The sequence below is a fragment of the Enterococcus sp. HMSC061C05 genome, from assembly GCF_001814765.1.
Lineage (GTDB): Bacteria > Bacillota > Bacilli > Lactobacillales > Enterococcaceae > Enterococcus_B > Enterococcus_B lactis.
Map to the genome: position 1 here is coordinate 21,007 of NZ_KV817750.1, position 20,257 is coordinate 41,263.

General features: G+C 36.3%; 15 protein-coding genes. 5 read left to right on the forward strand and 10 right to left on the reverse strand.

Going from position 1 to position 20,257, the window contains the following annotated elements; genetic code table 11:
• Window positions 1-62: 62 nt before the first annotated feature.
• A complete protein-coding gene (gene sstT / locus HMPREF2988_RS09545) occupies window positions 63-1,283 on the reverse strand; it encodes a serine/threonine transporter SstT (RefSeq protein ID WP_002316020.1) in 1,221 nt (406 codons plus the stop codon).
• A gap of 253 nt (window positions 1,284-1,536) precedes the next feature.
• Here sstT and HMPREF2988_RS09550 point away from each other — a divergent pair, with 253 nt between their 5' ends.
• Window positions 1,537-4,530, forward strand: a complete 2,994-nt coding sequence (locus HMPREF2988_RS09550; RefSeq protein ID WP_276605363.1) for an LTA synthase family protein — start codon at window positions 1,537-1,539, stop codon at window positions 4,528-4,530.
• A 68-nt stretch (window positions 4,531-4,598) separates the two neighbouring features.
• Here HMPREF2988_RS09550 and HMPREF2988_RS09555 read toward each other — a convergent pair whose 3' ends face one another.
• The 4 genes from HMPREF2988_RS09555 to HMPREF2988_RS09570 all read right to left on the reverse strand — a co-directional run bounded on the left by HMPREF2988_RS09555 (window position 4,599) and on the right by HMPREF2988_RS09570 (window position 8,283).
• Window positions 4,599-5,306, reverse strand: a complete 708-nt coding sequence (locus HMPREF2988_RS09555) for a DUF4767 domain-containing protein (protein WP_070770534.1) — start codon at window positions 5,304-5,306, stop codon at window positions 4,599-4,601.
• 243 nt (window positions 5,307-5,549) lie between these two features.
• Window positions 5,550-6,092 (reverse strand): ferritin-like domain-containing protein, encoded by a 543-nt coding sequence (locus HMPREF2988_RS09560; RefSeq protein ID WP_010727258.1) that lies wholly within the window; start codon window positions 6,090-6,092, stop codon window positions 5,550-5,552.
• 4 nt (window positions 6,093-6,096) lie between these two features.
• Window positions 6,097-6,324: a heavy-metal-associated domain-containing protein gene (locus tag HMPREF2988_RS09565; RefSeq protein ID WP_025477381.1), complete on the reverse strand. Its 228-nt coding sequence runs from the start codon at window positions 6,322-6,324 to the stop codon at window positions 6,097-6,099.
• Between the two features lie 78 nt (window positions 6,325-6,402).
• Window positions 6,403-8,283, reverse strand: a complete 1,881-nt coding sequence (locus tag HMPREF2988_RS09570) for a heavy metal translocating P-type ATPase (protein ID WP_070770535.1) — start codon at window positions 8,281-8,283, stop codon at window positions 6,403-6,405.
• A 300-nt stretch (window positions 8,284-8,583) separates the two neighbouring features.
• Between HMPREF2988_RS09570 and HMPREF2988_RS09575 the strand changes: the two genes are divergently transcribed.
• Window positions 8,584-8,904 carry a PRD domain-containing protein gene (locus HMPREF2988_RS09575; RefSeq protein WP_002330723.1) on the forward strand — a complete coding sequence of 107 codons (321 nt, stop codon included), beginning with the start codon at window positions 8,584-8,586 and terminating at the stop codon, window positions 8,902-8,904.
• A 194-nt stretch (window positions 8,905-9,098) separates the two neighbouring features.
• Here the strand turns inward: HMPREF2988_RS09575 and HMPREF2988_RS09580 are convergent, their stop codons facing one another.
• Together HMPREF2988_RS09580 and HMPREF2988_RS09585 are read right to left on the reverse strand one after the other, a co-directional pair.
• Window positions 9,099-10,694 carry a glycoside hydrolase family 13 protein gene (locus tag HMPREF2988_RS09580; protein ID WP_024635371.1) on the reverse strand — a complete coding sequence of 532 codons (1,596 nt, stop codon included), beginning with the start codon at window positions 10,692-10,694 and terminating at the stop codon, window positions 9,099-9,101.
• Entirely contained in the window at window positions 10,684-12,639 is a 1,956-nt protein-coding gene (locus HMPREF2988_RS09585) for a sucrose-specific PTS transporter subunit IIBC (protein ID WP_070770536.1), read from the reverse strand. Before HMPREF2988_RS09585 ends, HMPREF2988_RS09580 begins: the two co-directional genes overlap by 11 nt.
• A gap of 228 nt (window positions 12,640-12,867) precedes the next feature.
• Here HMPREF2988_RS09585 and HMPREF2988_RS09590 point away from each other — a divergent pair, with 228 nt between their 5' ends.
• From HMPREF2988_RS09590 to HMPREF2988_RS09600, 3 genes are read left to right on the forward strand one after another with little or no spacing between them, the layout of a single operon-like run.
• Complete coding sequence (locus HMPREF2988_RS09590) at window positions 12,868-14,346, forward strand: sucrose-6-phosphate hydrolase (protein WP_070770537.1); 1,479 nt, start codon at window positions 12,868-12,870, stop codon at window positions 14,344-14,346.
• A 12-nt stretch (window positions 14,347-14,358) separates the two neighbouring features.
• On the forward strand, window positions 14,359-15,342 hold the full coding sequence (locus tag HMPREF2988_RS09595; RefSeq protein WP_002310605.1) for a LacI family DNA-binding transcriptional regulator: 984 nt from the start codon (window positions 14,359-14,361) through the stop codon (window positions 15,340-15,342).
• Window positions 15,343-15,363: 21 nt separating this feature from the next.
• Window positions 15,364-16,245: an ROK family protein gene (locus tag HMPREF2988_RS09600; RefSeq protein WP_024635368.1), complete on the forward strand. Its 882-nt coding sequence runs from the start codon at window positions 15,364-15,366 to the stop codon at window positions 16,243-16,245.
• Between the two features lie 938 nt (window positions 16,246-17,183).
• Here HMPREF2988_RS09600 and HMPREF2988_RS13795 read toward each other — a convergent pair.
• From HMPREF2988_RS13795 to HMPREF2988_RS09610, 3 genes are read right to left on the reverse strand one after another with little or no spacing between them, the layout of a single operon-like run.
• Window positions 17,184-17,360 (reverse strand): hypothetical protein, encoded by a 177-nt coding sequence (locus HMPREF2988_RS13795; protein WP_180363531.1) that lies wholly within the window; start codon window positions 17,358-17,360, stop codon window positions 17,184-17,186.
• Complete coding sequence (locus tag HMPREF2988_RS09605) at window positions 17,341-18,372, reverse strand: hypothetical protein (protein WP_070770538.1); 1,032 nt, start codon at window positions 18,370-18,372, stop codon at window positions 17,341-17,343. Before HMPREF2988_RS09605 ends, HMPREF2988_RS13795 begins: the two co-directional genes overlap by 20 nt.
• A 13-nt stretch (window positions 18,373-18,385) precedes the next feature.
• On the reverse strand, window positions 18,386-20,191 hold the full coding sequence (locus tag HMPREF2988_RS09610) for a DUF262 domain-containing protein (RefSeq protein WP_041118760.1): 1,806 nt from the start codon (window positions 20,189-20,191) through the stop codon (window positions 18,386-18,388).
• Window positions 20,192-20,257 lie beyond the last annotated feature (66 nt).

The window sequence follows — 20,257 nt, forward strand, 5'->3', positions numbered from 1 at the left end:
CATCTATATAACTCATTAAAAATTTGAATCGTCTTAAGGTTCATCCCCTAAATATCTAATGTTCAACGTTCATTTAATCCGTCTAATCGATCTTTCAATTTGATTTTTTCTCCACTTCTTTTACGCGCGCCTAATTCTCCTATTGCAGTAAACAACAGATCACTTGACGAATTTAAGGCAGTTTCCATTGAATCTTGGATAACACCGATAATAAATCCGATACCGACGATTTGCATCGCAACATCATTAGAGATACCAAACAAACTACATGCTAATGGAATCAATAACAGTGAACCGCCCGCAACACCTGAAGCCCCACAAGCAGCTAAAGCAGACAAAATACATAAAAGGACTTTCAAAACAAATGGTGCTTCAATCCCTAAGGAATGTACAGCCGTCAATGACATCACGGAAATGGTAATCGCAGCACCGCCCATATTGATCGTAGCACCTAATGGGATCGATATGGAATAAGACTCTTTCGTCAATTTCAATTTTTCAGCCAGCATCATGTTTATCGGGATATTTGCGGCAGAACTTCGGGTAAAGAAAGCGGGAAGCGCACTTTCTTTCAAACAAAAGAGAATCAATGGATAGGGGTTTTCTTTAATAAACAAAAACGTGAGGAACGGGTACACAACTAATGCGACAAACAGCATCGTGCCAATCAACACAAGTAAAAGCTGCAGATACTCTGCCAATCCAGCGATTCCAGTCGTGGCAATCGATTGATAAACTAATCCTAAAATCCCTATCGGAGCGAATGCAATAATCACTTGTACGACTTGTGATAATGCTACAGATATTTGATCCACCAATTCTTTTGTCGATTCTGAACGTGCTCGAAAAGCTAGACCTAACAACACAGCCCAGAATAAGACACCAAGATAATTCGCATCAATGAGCGATTGAACAGGATTTTGTGTGACATTTGTCAACATCGTAGATAAAACACTTTCCAAATTTTGCGGTGCTTGTTCAGACACTGTTTCTTGTAAAGTAATAGGAACAGTAAAAATTGAACTTATAATCACTGCTACAAGTGCCGAAAGCAATGTTCCTACTAAATATAAGACTAAAATAGGCTTCACAAATGTCTTATTTCCTATTTTATGTTTGGCAATTGAAGCCATCGTCAAGAAAAAAACTAGAAGAGGCGCAATTGCTTTCAAGCAACTGACAAACAACGTCCCCAATATTGAAATAAATGTCCACGTGGGGAAAAAGATACCAAACAATATTCCGACTAAAATACCAACAACAATACGTTGAACTAACGACATATCCAAAAACTTCTCTAACAAATGACCACCCTTTCACAATTTTAACAATCATTGTATCATTTTATCTAAAGAAACTAAAGGTGCAATTTTCTAAAAATTCTAATAATATAAACAACCATTTCTTGCTAGTTTTACACTTTTTCTGTCTACACGTTGTTTTTTGAGATATTCTAAGTTAGGATGTTATTAATGGGCAACTTCTCAGGAAACACTTTCTTATGTTTTTGTCCAATTTTTTGTGAGGTGTTTATTCTTGAAAAAAATAAAGAAGGAGAGTTATGGCTTCTTAACAATCTTTGTCGCTTGTATAATGATGGTTTTACAGCGTATATTGATTTCAGCAGTCACTATTCCTACATATTCCACAAACCCTGGACGATTCTACATCTATACATTTTTACAAACTTCCGTTGTTATTGGTACAAATTTAATCCCACTTTATATGGGTTACCAATATCAAAAAATCGCCCGTTTAAAAGTTTTACATTATTTAAGTCGTTTTGCCTTTATATTCCTAATAGCCACACTAGCTTGCAATATCTTTTTTTACGTACAAGCTGGTAGCTTGAATATTCGTGATTATTGGCTTATCCTAACGCCTATCAGTCAGAACTACTTTACTTATGCTGTTTCTTGTACTTTGCTTTTTTGTAGTATTCCTTATACAGTTGCATTTTTAAATAAATTATCGAAAATAACAATTAAACATCTACTATTATTTTTAACAATTGGATTAGTTGGCTGCTCTACTCTATTTAATAAAGACCCGTTTGCATTACAGAATGGACAGAGTATTTTATGGATTTTTTATTTATTTTTAATGGGTTATGGTTTGAAAGAATGGAACTGGAAAGAAAAGGTCCGCTATAAGCTTCCTCAAGTATTTATCAGCTTGATTGTTTTATTCGGTTTGATTATTTTGATGACACAAATTTCACTCATCATCAGAGGAAATACAGATACAGCGCTAAGGTTTTCTAAACCATATTCTCTCTTCGCAATGTATTATACATTCTCTTCGTTTTTATTTTTAGAAATGCTATCCGATAAATTAGATATAAAAGGAAGAGGAAAATTCCTTGCTGTGTTTTTGATTGTCACTCAAGTTATATGTAATTTCCCTTTAGTTTCTTATCGCGTATCTACATTTATGAAACGTGAATTTCCAAACTCAGGAAAGGCATGGCTGATAAATATCGGGCAGTTTTTTATTTACTATTTATTAGCAGTGTCCCTCCTAGTTATCTTTTTATTTTATATACAAAAAATCCGTTTCATTCATCATTTCATCGAATACTTCGCTTTTGATTCGATTGAACAATTAACACAACGTTGGAAAAAAAGAATTCATTGGCTTTTTGTTCATAAAAGTTATTTTTTAGTTGCAACATTTTTTTACTGCTTTACCTTCGTGCAGATTTTCGTTTTAGAACCAAAAGAAGGTTGGAAAGAAACTATCCAAGTTGCCTTAAAAATATTTACTCAGCGACAAGCACCCATGATCCTGACAATCATCATCATTATGGGATTTTTCTTCTTACTATTGTTGATTTCCAATCGTTTTTGGTACGCCTTTACTGCTACCTTAATCATTAACTTACTGCTCACTATTTCGACAGTAATCAAAATGGAAATGCGGGAAGAACCTGTCTTTCCTTCAGATTTAAAAATGCTGACCGGATTGTCGGAACTATTATCGATGGTTAGCCCAATCTTATTAATCGTGGGCGGATTAATCCTTCTCCTATTATTGATTACTAGTATTATTGTACAACGTAGACTACAAAAACAGTATTCCTTGAAGATTCATTGGAAACGTCGATTTATCAGTATCGCTGTATTATTAGTATGTTTTTCGGGGGTCTTTTTCATTAATCACAAAAATTCGCCTTCTTTCTTGCTGTTTAATTTATTTAAAGTAAACAAGACTTTCTTTAACCAACAAGGGGCCGTAAAAGATAACGGTCCAGTCATTCAATTCCTAAATAATATCGACATTAAAATCATGGAAGAACCTGCTGACTATTCGAAAGAAAAAATTAATGAAATAATGAAAAAGTATAATACAAAGGCAGTGGAAATCAATCAAACAAGAAATGACTGGTTAAACAATCAGACGATCGTTCTCAATTTAAGTGAAAGTTTCAGTGATCCTGCACGTGTCCCTAATCTGACAGTACCTACAGACCCTATTCCTTACATCAAAAGCATTATAACAGAAGGAACAGGAGGATTGATGTTATCCGTTGGTTATGGTGGCGGAACAGCTAATATGGAATGGGAAGGATTGACAGGATTGAGTATCAGCAACCTGTCTGCTTCATTAGTTACCCCTTATACCCAGCTAGTGGAACGTCAGAAAATAAGTCCAAACATTACCGATTTATTCGATGAAAAAATAGCCATCCATCCTTTTACAGCTGCTCTTTATCGCAGAAAACAAGTGTTTGATAAATTTGGTTTTGATCGGTTCTATTATTTAGACAGTCCGAATAAATTAACTTATACGGATAAAATAGAACAAAGTCCACGTATATCGGATGATTCAGCATACAAAGAAACCTTGAAAGCTTTACAAAGCAATACAGAAACTTCGCAATTCATCCAATTATCCACTATGCAAAACCATATGCCTTATGATGATTACTATAGTGAATTGAACTATACTGCTGAAGGAACTGCTGTCATTCCTAATCGAAGAAAAGAATTACAAACTTATATGCAGGGTCTTCATTATACCGATACAGCAGTAAAAAAATTCATCCAAGAAATCGACAAAATCGATAAACCGATTACTTTTGTTTTTTATGGTGACCATTTACCCGCAATCTATAGTGGGAATGATTCAAAAAAATATGGATTAGAACAGCACCAGACAGATTATTTCATTTATAGCAACAAGTATAGTCGTGAACAAGCAACTACGTTAAATAAAGAAGTTGTCGCTCCTAATAACTTTGGTGCTATGGCTCTTGAGCATGCGAATATCAAAGTAACTCCTTACTATGCGTTGTTGACAGAAGTATCTAATCATCTACCTGCATTAACAATTGATCCTACGGAAAGCTTGTCTAATCGTTTTAACGGAAAACAGGTCTTTGTTACAGAAGATAGTCAAATTATCCAAGAAAAAAATTTGACTGAGAAACAAAAAGAAATTCTAGAAGATTATCGTCTGATACAATATGATCTTGTTGCAGGTAACCAGTACAGTGCAACATGGGCGACACAAAAAATAAAAGACTAACAAATAAACTGAGCAAGGGGTTGTGACAAAAGACATGTCACAACCCCTTGTTCATCTCACTAATTTACTTACCCATAAACGATTTGATCAAAGCCATTTTTCAATTCATTATTCGCTGTCTCGTTGAAGTAAAGATAATTATCGGGATTCCCCTGATTTTGTTGTGTCACCAATACTTTGGGCTGATTTTGCTGAAACCCGAATAGATAGACATGCTTTTTCAGATATGGTTCTGTCTCTGCATCGGAATAGACGGCTGTGATTTGATAATCTGCTTGACCTGTTCCGCTTTCTGACCATTCTGCAGAAACAGGCACTCCACCAATAGCCATCTTCCACTCCCCGTTCAAAATAGCTTGAGGGACTTTAAGACCATATAAGTCCACACTCATTTGATTCGTATAACTTTTGTATTGTTGTCCCATTGTTTGGCCCCATGTAGTCATAAATGCCTCTAATTGTGCGGCTTTGTCTGCATTCCATAGTGTTTGTTCGACTTGTTCGCTGCTTTCTGAAGAGGAAGATGAAGCCTCTACAGAAGAACTTGAAGTAGATGTTTGAGTTGTTTCAATCGTTTTGGAAGACTCTGACGAAGTAGAGGTATCTGCTGTTTCTATACTTGTTGCAGTTGACTTGCTCTCTGTGCTAGTTGTTGTAGTAGTTGCAATTGTTTCTTTCGCTGTTTCTTTTGTTGATTCTTTTCTTGGTTCATTCCCGTTGGTACAACCAGCTAACAAAAAAGCTAGACCCATTGTTAATAAAATCCTTTTTTTCAATTAAAAAACTCCTTTCGATTACTCCCCCACTTCTTTATTCTATCAAATAAGCAATGTGATTTTATTGTTTTTTCGTATTTTCTCATCCATCTTTTAAACCTTTTAAGAACTAAGAAGCACCCGCTGATGTCTTATAGACAACTTCAGCGGGTGCTTCTTTTTATTTTATTTTTAAGACAAAACTTCGTGTTTTTTTCCCGCTTTTCTCACGCTTTATATTTGTATTTGAAGAAACATAGACTTTTAGTCATCATCGTCTTCCTCATCCAAATCTTGTCGGACAGTTTTTCCTTGGAGTCTTTGTACTTGGTAGATGATTTCTTTATTGAAACTTAAAAGTTCAACAAGCAATTGTTGCAAGCCATATTTTTCTTCTTTTTCAGCTAACTTGATTGCCCGTGTGATAAACATATTTTGGAAATCAAAATCTTTTGCAAAGTTTTCCAACATTGTTGAGGCTGGTAAATATTTGTTTTGACCATGTTCGTAAATTTTTCCATAACGCATGACTTCTTCTAAAGTAGACGGAACGATTTCATTTTCAATCACTAACTCATGAGAGATTTTATTGAACCATCTCGCTTCTTGATCAGCATATTCTGAAAAAAGGGTACTTAATTCTTGCGAAGATGTACCCAAAACATACAATTGTGCTTGGATCAATTTCATTTCTTCTAATTTAAAATTTGCTAATACATGCCCCACCATGGCGCCAGCAGTTGGTTTATGATGGTCAATATCTGCTTGTTTTGTTTCTTGAGCAAATTTTTCTTCCACTATATTCATTGATTTACGCCTCTTTTACTTTTGTTGATTGGACTTCATAACCTAATTTTTCCACAACTGCAGCTAATTGTTCAGGGTGAACTTTATCTGGATCAAAGTTTGCTTTGATTTTGCTCGCATTAAACAAAACTTTCGTATTGCTTACCCCAGGCTGTTGCGAAACCGCATGTTCGATTTTTTGCATACAGCTTGGACAAGCTAGTGTATCTAATTGCATAATCATTTTTTTCATCATAGTTCTTCCTTCCTTTTTCTTGATAGTCTTATTCTAGATTACAGCTTCCATAAAAAAATTGATTCTTATCAAGTTTTACGATTTTTCCTCTTTGCTTTCGTGTCCAAAATACAATAAACGCATCGCGTTAAAGATAACGATCAAGATACTAGCTTCGTGAACGAACATCCCACTAGCCATGTAAATAAACCCGGCAAATAAGCCGATGAGTAAAAATAAGACGACACCAATGGCAATCACTACATTTTCACGGGTATTCAAAACAGTTTTCTTAGCCAAACGGTAGGCATGAACCAACGATCCAAAACTAGATTGCATCAAGACAACGTCACTCGTTTCGATAGCAACATCCGTTCCTGATCCCATAGCAATCCCGATATCAGCCGCAGCCAAAGAGGGAGAATCATTGATTCCATCTCCAATGAAAGCAACGCGCAATCCTTGTTCTTGGTATTTTTTCACAAATTGAACCTTTTCATCTGGTAATAATTCAGCATGGACTTCATCAATGCCTAACATATCAGCTACATAATCAGCAGTCATCTGATTATCACCTGTCAGCATCACTAAATGTTTTGCTCCTGCTTGTTTCAACATAGCTAATTGTTCAGCGACTTCTGGTCGAATCACATCTGACACACCAATGATTTGAGTGATTTTTTTGTCGATTACTACAATAATGACCGAGCTGCCTGTTTGTTGTAATTGATGTAAATCTTGTACTTGCTTTGGTGTGAGAGAAAGTTTGTGAGCGGCAATCAATTTGGTGTTGCCCGCACAAACTGTATGACCATCAATCTCAGCTGTGATTCCTTGTCCCTTGATCGTCTGATTATCTTTGACTGCTAATTGTTGAAAATCAATGTCTTTCTCCTGAGCATAATGGATCACGGCGCGCCCCAGAGGATGATCGGATAACGTTTCTAATCGAGCCACTAAAGCTAAGCTGTCCCCTTCATCCTCTGTATAGTTCTTGATAGTGGATACAGCAGTAGTTCCTTTGGTCAATGTACCGGTTTTATCAAAGACAAAAGTATCGATTTTGGAAAAAGTATCCATTGCTTCACCGCCTTTGACTAAGATGCCCCGTTTCGCTCCATTACCGATTCCTGCTACATTCGAAACAGGCGCACCAATGACTAAAGCGCCAGGACAACCAAGAACCAAAACAGTGATGGCTAAACGAAAATCACGACTGATCAGACCAACAAGCAACGCAATAAGTAAAACGGTTGGAGTATAATACTGAGAAAAACGATCAATGAATTTTTCCGCATGTGATTTGGTATCTTGTGCTTCTTCGACTAATTCGATAATTTTGGCAAAGGTCGTATCATCTCCGACCTTAGTTGCTTCGATCGTCACGTAGCCATCTGCTAAAATCGTTCCAGAAAATACGTCATCTCCACTGATTTTGACGACTTGTCGTGATTCACCCGTCACTGCGGCTTCATCCGCATACCCTTTTCCGTCAATGACTCGTCCGTCCACAGGAATAGCTCCACCAGTTTTTACTAAGACGATATCACCTTCTTCCACGTCATCGATTTCCACTTCTTCAGTCGTTCCATCTTCTTGGACAACGCTGGCAGTCAATGGGGCCATCTCGGTCAAAGCCTTGATTGATTCCCGCGTTTTGGTCAATGTTTTTTGTTCCAGATAACTACCAAACAAAAACAAGAATGTAACGATAGCTGACTCCTTGTATTCTCCGATCATAAAGGCACCAAGCACAGCAATAGTAACGAGTAAATCAATTGAGATAACTTTGACTTTTACTGCCTGATACGCATGGATCATAATAGGTATGACCGCAATAATAGAAGCTATGGCTAGAGCAGTGTTATAGAACAAGACAAATCCAGTAAATTTTCCGATAAAACCAAAAATAATCAACACAGCTGATAAGGCGGTGATATGATTTCGATGCTCTTGGATCCACTTTTGAAATTTCATCTTTCTCCCTCTTTTCCTTTTCGTTCTTACGAGACTAAGTATAGATACTTATCCATCATAAAAAATTGACCACTATCAAGTTTAGTCAAAAAGGTGGTTTTCTTTTGGTATACTGAATTCCTACAGTCATTAAACGATCATATAGAAAAAGGAAGCGCCGAAACGCTTCCTTAGGTAGTTCTATTTTTTTATTCAAAGATAAGATGCTTTGTCATCTTACGACTGAAGAACAACAATCAAAAAAGGGCAGCAGCCACTCATTCACAAGAAATATCGTTTTTTGATATGGGAATTGAAGCAGTGGACAAATATCTCTACTTATTAGCTGGGAATAAGATCCAAAAAAGCTTAATGGATTTTATCCAAGAATTGGAATGTACTTTCCACAAAAAATTCACTCATTCCATTCTTTTAAAACTTTTGATTCATACAGCGTGTCTAATTGAGCGTACATTGATAAACGGTCATGAACTTAAAATTATATCAGAAGATGACACAAGACCTTCTCATGAAACAATTTTTCATGTAAAAAAGGCCTTCAAAAATATTGAAACAGAATTTGGGATCACTGTTTCTTATGATGAATGTTTCTTTATCTATGATATTATCGCATCTAAATAATCTTTTTTATGTAAACGAATATTTTTTTAACTTATTGTTTAAGAGTGATAATATTCCATCCTAACAATTAAAGGGAGACAATTAAAAGTTTGTCCCCCTTTTTGCTGATTAAATTGTTTTCTATAAACAAATCGAATAACTGTTTCATTGAACTATCTACCTCATAACAAAGATTCATCTATAGAAAAAACCACTTAATAGATCAGCGCGCTAAAAGCTTCATATGGGAGTAAATTGTTAGTAACTTTCTTTTTGTAATTTTGGATCAAGACTTGTTTGACACGATACTTACCGATTGGAAAAGTAGTCTTTTGATCAGAAAAATTAACTACAACTAGTATTTTTTGGTTTTTTAAACTGCGTAGATATGCTAAAACATTCGGTTCCTCTGTCTCAATGACTTGATATTTCCCATAGACAATCACAGGTAATTCTTTGCGCAATTCGATCAGTTTTTGATACGTATAAAACAAGGAATCTTGAGCAGCTAATGCTGCTTCTACATTGATCTCTTCTGTATTCCCCACTGGCAACCAAGGAGTGCCTTCCGTAAAGCCACCATTTTTGTGATTGTTCCATTGCATCGGATGGCGAGCATTATCTCGCCCCTTCGAGTTGATTGATTGGATCAACTCTTCCTTCGAATAGCCTTTTTTTATACGTTCTGCATACATTCTTTGGCTTTCAATATCATCTACCTCATCAATACTCTTTACTGGATAATTGATCATGCCGATTTCTTCTCCTTGATAGATATAAGGAGTACCTTGCATAAAATGGAGGTATATCGCTAGCATTTTTCCACTGATTGTTCGATATTCTTGATCGTCCCCCCAGCGAGAAATGATTCGTGGGAGATCATGATTATTCCAAAATAAAGAATTCCAACCACAACCACCTAATTCAATCTGCCATTTAGAAAAAGTCCGATGTAATTCCTGTGGATCTAAATCCTTTAGATCCCATTTTCGCTTGCCATTCTGTTTGTCTAGATTAATATGCTCGAATTGAAAGACCATTGATAATTCTTTGCGTTCTTCTTTTGAATACAGCTGCGCAATCTTGGGCGTTGCCCCCCAAGTCTCTCCCACTGTCACTACATCATAATGACCAAATGTTTTTTGGTACATTTCTTGCAATAAATCATGTAAAAGAGGACCATTTTTAGTAATAGATTGTTCCGGCTGTTTTCCAATCAGATCAATGACATCTAATCGAAATCCGCCAATCCCTTTCTCAAGCCAAAAATTCATCATGTCATAGATTGCTTGTCTCATCTTTGGATTTTGCCAATTCAAATCCGGCTGCTTTTTCGAATGCAAGTGCAGATAATATTGATTCACTTCGGGCACATAGGTCCATGCTGAACCGCCGAAGTTCGACTCTAATCCATTCGGTTCTTTACGCCAAACATAATAGTCGTGATAGGGACTGGTAACACTTTTTTTTGCCGATTGAAACCATGGATGTCTGTCTGACGTATGATTGATAACAAGATCCATGATGACTCTTATTCCCCTTTGTCGTGCTTCTTTTATCAGTAAATCCATATCTGCCATCGTTCCATATTCTGCGCCTATTTTTCTGTAGTCACTGATATCATAGCCATTATCATCATTAGGTGATTCATAAACCGGGCTTAACCATATCGCATTGATTCCCAGGTTTTCTAGATAATCTAATCTTGAAAGAATACCAGGAATATCTCCAATGCCATCTCCATTTGTATCTTGAAAACTTCGAGGATAGATTTGATAGATTACTGCACTTTTCCACCATTTATTTTTCATCTGTTTCACTCACTATCAGAATATCTTCACCACTTTTGACCGTGTTTTTTTCAAGAATTTTTACATTAGCATATGCAGAGGAATTAGTGACAATTTCCATAATTGTATCGTCGTACCCTTCTTCTTTAAGCAATTTACGATCAAATGTACCGAGAATATCCCCTTTTTTCACTAATTCACCATATTGTCGCTGTGTCGTGAATCCGGCCCCTTTTAGATTCACTGTATCGATACCGATATGGATCAGTACTTCCGCTCCTTTCTCTGTTTTCAAGCCATATGCATGTTTAGATTCGTGGACAACTGTCAATATACCATCTGCTGGAGCATGGACTACCCCGTCATCTGGTTTGACTGCTATACCTCTTCCCATCATTTCAGTGGAAAAAACTGGATCTTTTACCTTCGTTAAAGGGAGAATCTTCCCGCTGACTGATGCAGCTAAAATTTCATCTTGCGGTTTCCTAGTCGTTTTAGGAGCTGAACTGATTGACTCAGCTGCTTCTGTTCCTTTTGATTCACCATCTGCTAGCAGTTCCATATGTTTTTTTCCATAGAAGTAAGTGCTTAAAAAACCGATCACTATACTGATAACAATTCCGATCATGAATGAAGGAATCGAACGAGGTGCAATGGAAATAAAGCCAATGACGCTTGCCGGTCCCATCGCAACTGCTAATACGTGGAACAAGCCGATAAAGAATGAAGCAATTCCTGCAGCAATCATTCCACAAATAAACGGAAATTTCAGTTTCAAATTCACACCGAATATCGCTGGCTCAGTAATCCCCAACATAGCGGAAACACCTGCAGTGGTAGCTAGACTCTTTTGCTTTTTATTTTTTGTCAGCAGCATAATCGCCAAAGCAGCCGCTCCTTGCGCTACATTTGCCATTGAGGCAACTGGAAAGATAAAAGAGCCACCCGTTCTGGCAACATCTGCTAGTAAAGTAGTCTCGATTGCTGGAAAGCTTTGATGTAATCCGGTAATGACTATCGGCGAATAGAAGAAACCAAAGACACCTAAGCCGAAAGCTCCAGTAGTACTGTATAACCAGCTTAATCCATCAGCTAAGCCGTCTCCGACAGTACGCATCACCGGCCCTACTACTGTAAAAGTTAAAAAACCAGTAATAATAATAGCTAGCATTGGAGTAAATGTGTAGTCGAAAGCATTAGCCAACCGTTTATGGAAGAATTTTTCTAAAGTAGCTAAAATCCAAGAAACTGCAAGGACTGGAAGAACAGATCCTTGATAACCGGCTTGTGCCACATTCATTCCAAAAATATTCCAATAAGGCATCGATCCTTCTGCAATAGCATTCGTCACACTGTATCCATTCACTAAATCCGGCATGACCATCGCCATCCCCATTGCTGCTCCAAGATACGGATTGCCTCCAAAACGTCGAGTTGCTGAAAAACCTACCAAAATCGGCAAAAAAGCAAACGGCGCTGAAGCAAGTAAATTAATGATGCCAGCAAAATCTTTCACTGATGGATACAACTCAACCACTGAATGAGGACCAAACAAATCCTGTGCCGTCAAAACATTATTCAGAGCCATCAACAGTCCACCCGCAACCAATGCAGGGACAATCGGAACGAAGATATCTGACAACACCTTGATAAAGGCCATGACAGGATTATTCTTCTTATTCGATGCTACCGCTTTCAAATCGTCGGTTGAAGCTTCCTTTACGCCGGTGATCTTAACGAATTCATCATATACGTTATTCACATCACCTGCTCCGATAATGATCTGAAATTGATCATTTGCTTCAAAAGTTCCTTTCACACTTTCATTATCATCCAGAGCCTTCTGGTCTACTTTGTCTGAATCTTTTAAGACAAGCCGTAAACGTGTTGCACAATGCGCAGCTGCTTGTACATTGTCTTCTCCAAGCGCTTTGCTGATTTCTTCAGCTACTTTTTTGTAATCCATTTCATTTCCTCCTAATCCAAAATTATTGAAGCAGTAACTATAAATTTTTCTTAAGCACAATATGCCATGATTTAAAACAATTGTCAATCGATTATCAAATTTTAAATAAAATAATTTTTTATATATAAAAAAATAGCTTTTATAAGCCATTTAATTTTGATATTCGTTTGACATTTTACCAGAAAAAATATATTATAATTCCAAGAATACGTTTACAAGGAGTTTGTCATGAAACTTAAAGAAAATTGGTCACGAACGGATCGTTATCGTCCATATAAAGAATGGTCTGAAGAACATTTGCATTCCTTAGAGAAAAAAATCAATTCTTCCCATTGGCGCTTAGGCTACCATATACAACCAGTTACTGGTTTATTGAACGATCCGAATGGTTTTTCCTATTTCGACGGGAAATGGCAGCTATTTTATCAAGCATATCCGATGGGGTCTGTTCATGGTCTGAAATCTTGGTACCATCTCTCCTCAGTTAATCTGATAGATTGGAAAAACGATGGCCTCAAACTGATTCCGGATAATTCATTTGACAGTCACGGTGTGTACTCAGGTTCAGCTTTGCCGATTGATAATCAACTGTTCCTTGCATATACCGGAAATGTGCGTGATTCGAATTGGGGACGTCATTCCTTTCAGTTAGGGGCATGGATGGACAAAAATGGTAATATCACTAAGATACCGACTCCTTTGATCAGCTCCCCACCTTCGGGATATACACAAGAAATCCGTGATCCTCAGCTGATTGCTTATGATGGCGGTTACTTGCTCATTGTCGGAGCACAAACTGAACAAAAACAAGGAAGAATCCTAACTTATTACAGTAAAGATCTTCAAAATTGGCAGTTTTTAGGAACTTTGGGTTTTACAGAGGAAGAAATGGGTTTTATGATCGAGTGTCCAAATCTATTATTTGTGAACGGCAAAGCACTACTGGTCTTCTGCCCACAAGGTTTATCTCACGAGATCCACTCATACAGTAATATTTATCCGAATACTTACGTGATCGGTCAAACATTTGATTTTGAAAAAAATGAGCTTTCCGACCCTACTCACATAAAAAATATAGATGAAGGATTTGACATTTACGCGACGCATTGTTTCAGTGATGAAAATGGACGAACCTTGGCAATCAGTTGGATTGGGTTGCCTGAAATCAGCTATCCAACTGACGAAGAAGGATGGGCACACTGCTTGAGCATCGTAAAAGAACTTACTATTGAAAAAGAGCAGCTCTATCAACGACCGGTGAAAGAAACAGCGCAGTTGCGAAAAGGAAAACCTTATCACTTTAGCGGTTTGGAAACCACTATTGACGCGGAAATAAATCAATATGAACTCCAGTTAGAATTCGATTACTCACAGAAAGGTACTATTTTATTGTTTGCAGATGAACAACAAAAACACGGTTTAACACTATCCTTTGATACGATACATGGTAAAATGAGTATGGATCGCAGCCATGCCGGCAAATCTTTCGCTGAAAATTTTGGAACTGTACGTGAATTCTCAATTGAAAAGAAACCGCTGAAATTACAAATATTTGTTGATCGTTCCGTTGTAGAGGTGTTTGTAAATGATGGACAGCAAACAGCGACTGCCCGTGTCTTTCCGACAGATGATCAAACGGGCTTGTATATAAAAAGTGACAGGGAATTTAAAGGGAAATTATGGCATCTGCGGAATATGAACAAATAAAGGATGAAGAAAATGGCTGTTAAATTGACAGATGTGGCAAAAAAAGCAGGAGTCTCTCCTACTACTGTCTCGAGAGTGATAAATAATTATGGTTCTTTAAGTCAAAAAACAATCGATAAAGTGAATCAAGCAATGAAAGAACTCAATTATCAGCCGAATTCGTTAGCCCGTTCACTTCAAGGAAAAAACACCCAATTGATCGGCTTGATTTTCCCAACAGTCGCCAATCCGTTTTTTGGCGAATTAGTCGAACAGTTGGAAAGTAAATTATTTGATTTAGGCTATCGTTCGATCTTATGTGACAGTGCTAATAATAAAGAAAAAGAACGAAATTATCTCAACATGTTAGCAGCAAATAAAGTGGACGGCATCATCGCCGGCGCTCATAATCTCGGGATACAGGAGTACGAAAATATTGAGTTGCCAATCGTCTCTTTTGACCGCTATCTGGCAGACGGAACACCAATCGTCAGCAGTGATAATTTCCGAGGCGGTTATCTCGCGACAGAAAATCTCTATCTAAAAGGAGCTCGTAAAATCGCTATTTTGACGGGCTCGCAAGAATCCAACTCCCCCACAAATGACCGAATGAACGGCTATTTGAAATTTATGGATGAGCAGCAGCTAGAACCACAGATTTTTCAATTCCATTCAACTGCTCGTTCCACTGCTTTAAAAAATTTAGAAATCAAACGGATTTTGCAAAATGAAGAGATTGACAGTATTTTTTGCACAGATGATCTTACAGCTGTATTGGCATACAATCTGTGTCAAGAGCTCGATATCCGCATCCCTGAGCAATTGAAAATCATTGGATATGACGGAACAAAATTTATCCAGAATTATTTTCCGCATCTGTCTACTATCGCTCAACCAATAACGGATATTGCCGACATCCTTGTAGACTTGCTACTGCAAAGAATCCAAGATGCTGAAAAACCACTGGAATCACATTACGTTTTACCAGTAAAGCTGATTCAAGGTAAAACGACTTAACTGCAAAGGAGCAAATGTTTTATGTTATATGGAGCAATTGAAGCTGGCGGAACAAAATTTGTCTGCGCAGTAGGTACGAAAGATTTAGAAGTAATTGAAAGAATACAAATCCCTACAACCACGCCGATAGAAACGATGAATAACGTTATTGATTTCTTCAAAAAACACCAAGACCAACTGGCAGCGATTGGAATAGGTTCTTTTGGACCGATTGATATTCATCCCAATTCAGCAACATACGGATATATCACCTCTACGCCAAAAAAAGCTTGGCAGAATTTTGACTTTATCGGTTATTTAAATAAAAATTTAAAAGAACTACCGATTGTCTTTACCACCGATGTCAATGCAGCTGCTTACGGAGAATATGTCGCGGGGAATGGAAAAGGGCGTTCCACTATTGTTTACTATACGATTGGAACAGGTATTGGTGGCGGTGCCTTGCAAAATGGCACTTTTGTAGAAGGTTTCAGCCACCCTGAAATGGGACATATGCTTGTGCGCCGACACCCTGTGGATACCTTTAAAGGTGTTTGTCCTTATCATAGCGATTGCCTGGAAGGAATGGCTTCTGGACCTGCAATCGAACAAAGAACAGGCATGAAAGGTCAAGAGTTGTCTGTCGCTGATCCTTCTTGGGAATTAGAAGCTTATTACATCGCTCAATGTGTCTATAACACAACTCTTCTATTTTCACCTGATGTCATCATCTTTGGCGGAGGCGTAATGAAACAAGCACATCTGAGAGAACGAGTCCAAGAAGCTTTGGTTGGTTTGATGAATCACTATGTAGACTACCCAGCATTCGAAAACTATGTATTACCTCCAAAATTAGGAGATGATGCTGGAATCATTGGGTGTTTAGCTTTAGCATTAGAAAAATCAGAAAAAGATATCTTCTAATAAAATAAGCACGTTGTCACAACAATCTCATCAATAAAAAGACGAAGAATCCACTTGACGCGATTTCTTCGTCTTTTTATTTACTATTAACTTATGTTCTACAATCGGCCTTTCAACCCGATATCCTCGCCTATTTTTCTTGCCCTTAACTCTCTGTTTCCTGTGCTTAACAGAGTAGAGGTGTCGTGGAATTCTTTTGTTAACTTCAAATTATGATCTTCTACAAGTTCCTACAATCTAATCTTGGTTGTTTTTTTATTCAACTTGCAACGCTAGCAAGTTCCAGTTGATTCTCTTTTCCAATTAAGTTTTGTGATATTTAAACTTCGCCTTGACAGCTTTTCTAAATATAGAAAAGAACATTTCCTTATGTCTATTATGCAACAGCTCAATTTATTTAACTTAGTTATTTAATAAAAATTAAATAGTGACCTTGTTATTGAATTTTACATCTATTTCATTAAAAAAGCTTTTGTAAAAGTGTATATTCCGGTATCACTGAACTATAACAAAAAAGTATTTACTTTAACAATAACTATATTAGATTATCGCTTTTTTCAAAAATATCATCACTTATGATACGGAGCTGGGTATCATAAAGAAATGATATCTTTAAATCTTACTACTATCGATTAGTTTCGAATAATAAAATCTACATGAATTTAAAGTATATAAGATATTCCTATAGTCAAAAAGGAATACCTTATATATCGATCATTTTTTCTTTCACAAAAAAAGAAGAAATTTGTAAAACTGGTTATCCATGTTTTGTGAAAGAGTACCAATTACTCTCACTCAAGTGAAAGCTTTCGTATGTATCATAGAGTGATGATTGGATTTATTTTTTATTTCCGATAATTTAGACCTTCAAAAAAATACCAGTATCCCCTGAATACCTCTAAAATTAAATCATTGAATATAATTTAACCAATCTAAATTTAAGGTTTTAATTTTCCTGTTATAGCTAAGAATGTTGCCCCTGCGGCAACAGTTAGTGCTCTTTTGACCATAGTTCCACGATTTTCTGCCTTTTTCTTCTTGTGATAACTACAATATTTTTCACCATCTAGGATTTGTTTTTCACAGCCTTTTACTTTACAAATACTCACTTTCATTAATATCCTCCTTTACTCTGACTATATCGCTAGGAAAAAAATCTACCTTCAATAAATCTCCATTACAACTCAGAAATTCAATAATCCCAGTTGATGATTCGATTACTTCCTCAGAGAGATACTTAAATGGATTAGTTGAAGTTGGTGGAAGATGACCATCTAAAAATAAAGCATCCTCGCCTGAAAAATCTCTAAGTATCAAATCCTTAAAATCACTCACTGTATAACTCAATGCTTCATATTCACCTAATTCAATTAAACTCATAATCTGAAAATTAAAGGCATCCTTCATATAGTAAAGGTTATCCAACGCATCTTGCGCTAAGCTCGCTGCTTGTTCTGCTTTCTTTTTAATCGTGATTGTTTCACTCAGCCAATTATTATTGTTCTTATCTAATTCGAGTTGTCGCTTTGATTCATATAATTGGTTAAGCAACAAGTTTTTTGCGTTAGTAGCTTGAGATAACACTTCAACAAGTAACGATTTTTTGATTTCTTGATCTTTGGTCAAAATTGCTAACTTGAACTTGTCCTCTGCTGAATAAACTTCCGCGTATCTGTTTAAGTCAAAATTTCGATTTACTCTATTAATTTTACTATTAAGCACTTCAAGTTTATTCGAGATTTCTTGTAATTTTACACTCAGACCCACAGTTGCTATAGTTGCTCCTAATTCTACTGGCATATCTTTAATGGGTATTTGAGAAAATAATTTACCAGTTTTTACGTCTCGCAAGATTCCCACTGCTTCTCCGGTGGTCTCTTTTCTACTAAAAACAAGTTCACCATTAACAATTTTTTCAGCAAGCTCCTTAGAAATATCTAATATCTTCATGCGACTCTTTGTCAGTTCTTCAACTAGTTGAGGGACATTTACCAATTGATAAGCTAATTCTGAAATGAGTTTAGCTTTCTTTTTTTCTTGATATTTTAGAAATGTTCCTTTTCTTACATCAAAAGGGCTATTTTCTATCACCTTTAGTTTGTCTACTCGTTCTTCTTTCTTATCCACAACCAAATCCCACCTAGATCATATTTAAAAACATTTGTCTTGTTTCACAAGAGTCCTCTTTATTAAACATCTTGATAAATTTTTGATAGTCATTGAACTTTTCTTCTGGAATTGGAATTAGATTTTTCCCTTCTGCAGGATCCTTTTGATACAATCCCCATTGACTTAATAAATCAAATAATTCATCGGCAATCCGTATATCACGTTCACGAATTTCATCTAGTCCCCAATCATCATGTGCGTCTGATAATTCACGTAATATGCCTACTTTTGATTTACCATAACTCTCTTTTTTCTTTGTAAAATAACCATTACTTGCAGTAATATTCAGCTTTTTCTCAAATGGTATTTTATTTCCTATATGTTCTACAAGATTCCTTACTTCTTTATCTGATGTTGTCGGGAAATATGTCGGTTGCCATTTTTGAGGGAAAATATGCTCGATTTCCCACTTTTCAGGTAGTAGTTCTTCCTGATGTTGATAAGAAATCATCTTCAATATCATGCGTACTGTATTACGATGAGCATCCTTTATTTTTTCTTTCAAGTCTTTTTCATCAGTCGGAGTAAAATCAAATTTAGGTCTAGACGATTTGACAATTTCTGCATTCAAGTTTAAGATTCCTCTTTTTACTGCGTTTATTGTCGGAGTCACAATATAGCGTGCAGATAATGTTGCCAACAAGCGACGGAGGAATGCTAAAAAATCAGTCTCAAATTCATCACTTTTATGATAACTCAAATAATAAGTCACGACTGGATATTTCCAAAATTCATTAGGGTATGAAGTTAAACAATCAAGCACCTGCTTAATCTCTTTATTCTCGGACCATGGTTCACCATCAAGTGAATTTCTATTGTTTATCACAATCCACAGATTAAGTATCGTATTGAGGTTAGTCAGTACATCATCAGAATATAATCGTTCAAAATTATTCTTTGAATAATATTTTCTTACACCTGGCGTTGTAGTATTACGATCATTCTCAAGTGCCCTCAAATAAAACATATAGTAATAAAAAAGTTTTTGAATACTTTCATTAGCATTAGTGGCTTCTTCATCCAATTGCTGCCACTTTTCTATGAAATCATTTTTCCCTTGAACATCCAAATGATTATAGATTTTTGCTTTGAAGATATCTGCATCTGATAGCGCAAGTCCTCGATCATTTAATGTTGAAAAAATAGTCAACGCCGTATCCTGAGTATCTGCTGTAATCGGCAATAAAATCGCCTTATTCAATATATTACTGATAAAACGATAAAATGATAGTGGTTCGTTTGTTGCATACTCATTTAATAGATGTTGAATTAAACTATAGTTCTTTGAATAGTTACTTTTTGATTTAACATCTGCTTTGCCACTTACTAAAATACTAGCAAATTCTTCATTCCCCTCGTCCCCCATTACTCGAGACATAATCAGAATTTTATCTGGTTTAACCTCACCTGTTAAGTCATCTTGTTCCCATAACGCAGGTTCAATTTGGCTTTTCAAGAATAAAGCTTCCTTTTCACAACTATTTTCTAATTTAGCATAGATAGCTCTCAAAAATAAAAATAGCGTAGTTATCCTTTGCTGTCCATCAATGATTTCTTGCTCGTTATGATCATTTTCATAAGCCACAATGCTTCCCAAAAAGTAAGTACTCTCGTTATTGTTTGCTGTGTACTCCGCTAAATCATCAAACAGTACTTGGATTTGCTCGTCAGTCCAAGCATAGGGACGTTGATATTCTGGAATAACAAATTTTTTGATCTTCCCAGTTTCAAGAAACTGCTTCACGCTTTGTTTGTTCACTTCAATTGTGGTTGACATATTTTAAACCTCCGAGACAACACTGTTTATAAAAATAAATCTATTTCCTTTATTCTAACATAGCTG

Coding starts and splice junctions, on each gene's coding strand:
- HMPREF2988_RS09595 (WP_002310605.1), top strand. CDS start 14,359: ATGGCTGTTAAATTGACAGATGTGGCAAAAAAAGCAGGAGTCTCTCCT.
- sstT (WP_002316020.1), bottom strand. CDS start 1,283: ATGTCGTTAGTTCAACGTATTGTTGTTGGTATTTTAGTCGGAATATTG.
- HMPREF2988_RS09580 (WP_024635371.1), bottom strand. CDS start 10,694: ATGAAAAATAAATGGTGGAAAAGTGCAGTAATCTATCAAATCTATCCT.
- HMPREF2988_RS09585 (WP_070770536.1), bottom strand. CDS start 12,639: ATGGATTACAAAAAAGTAGCTGAAGAAATCAGCAAAGCGCTTGGAGAA.
- HMPREF2988_RS09565 (WP_025477381.1), bottom strand. CDS start 6,324: ATGAAAAAAATGATTATGCAATTAGATACACTAGCTTGTCCAAGCTGT.
- HMPREF2988_RS09600 (WP_024635368.1), top strand. CDS start 15,364: ATGTTATATGGAGCAATTGAAGCTGGCGGAACAAAATTTGTCTGCGCA.
- HMPREF2988_RS09570 (WP_070770535.1), bottom strand. CDS start 8,283: ATGAAATTTCAAAAGTGGATCCAAGAGCATCGAAATCATATCACCGCC.
- HMPREF2988_RS09560 (WP_010727258.1), bottom strand. CDS start 6,092: ATGAATATAGTGGAAGAAAAATTTGCTCAAGAAACAAAACAAGCAGAT.
- HMPREF2988_RS13795 (WP_180363531.1), bottom strand. CDS start 17,360: ATGAAAGTGAGTATTTGTAAAGTAAAAGGCTGTGAAAAACAAATCCTA.
- HMPREF2988_RS09610 (WP_041118760.1), bottom strand. CDS start 20,191: ATGTCAACCACAATTGAAGTGAACAAACAAAGCGTGAAGCAGTTTCTT.
- HMPREF2988_RS09590 (WP_070770537.1), top strand. CDS start 12,868: ATGAAACTTAAAGAAAATTGGTCACGAACGGATCGTTATCGTCCATAT.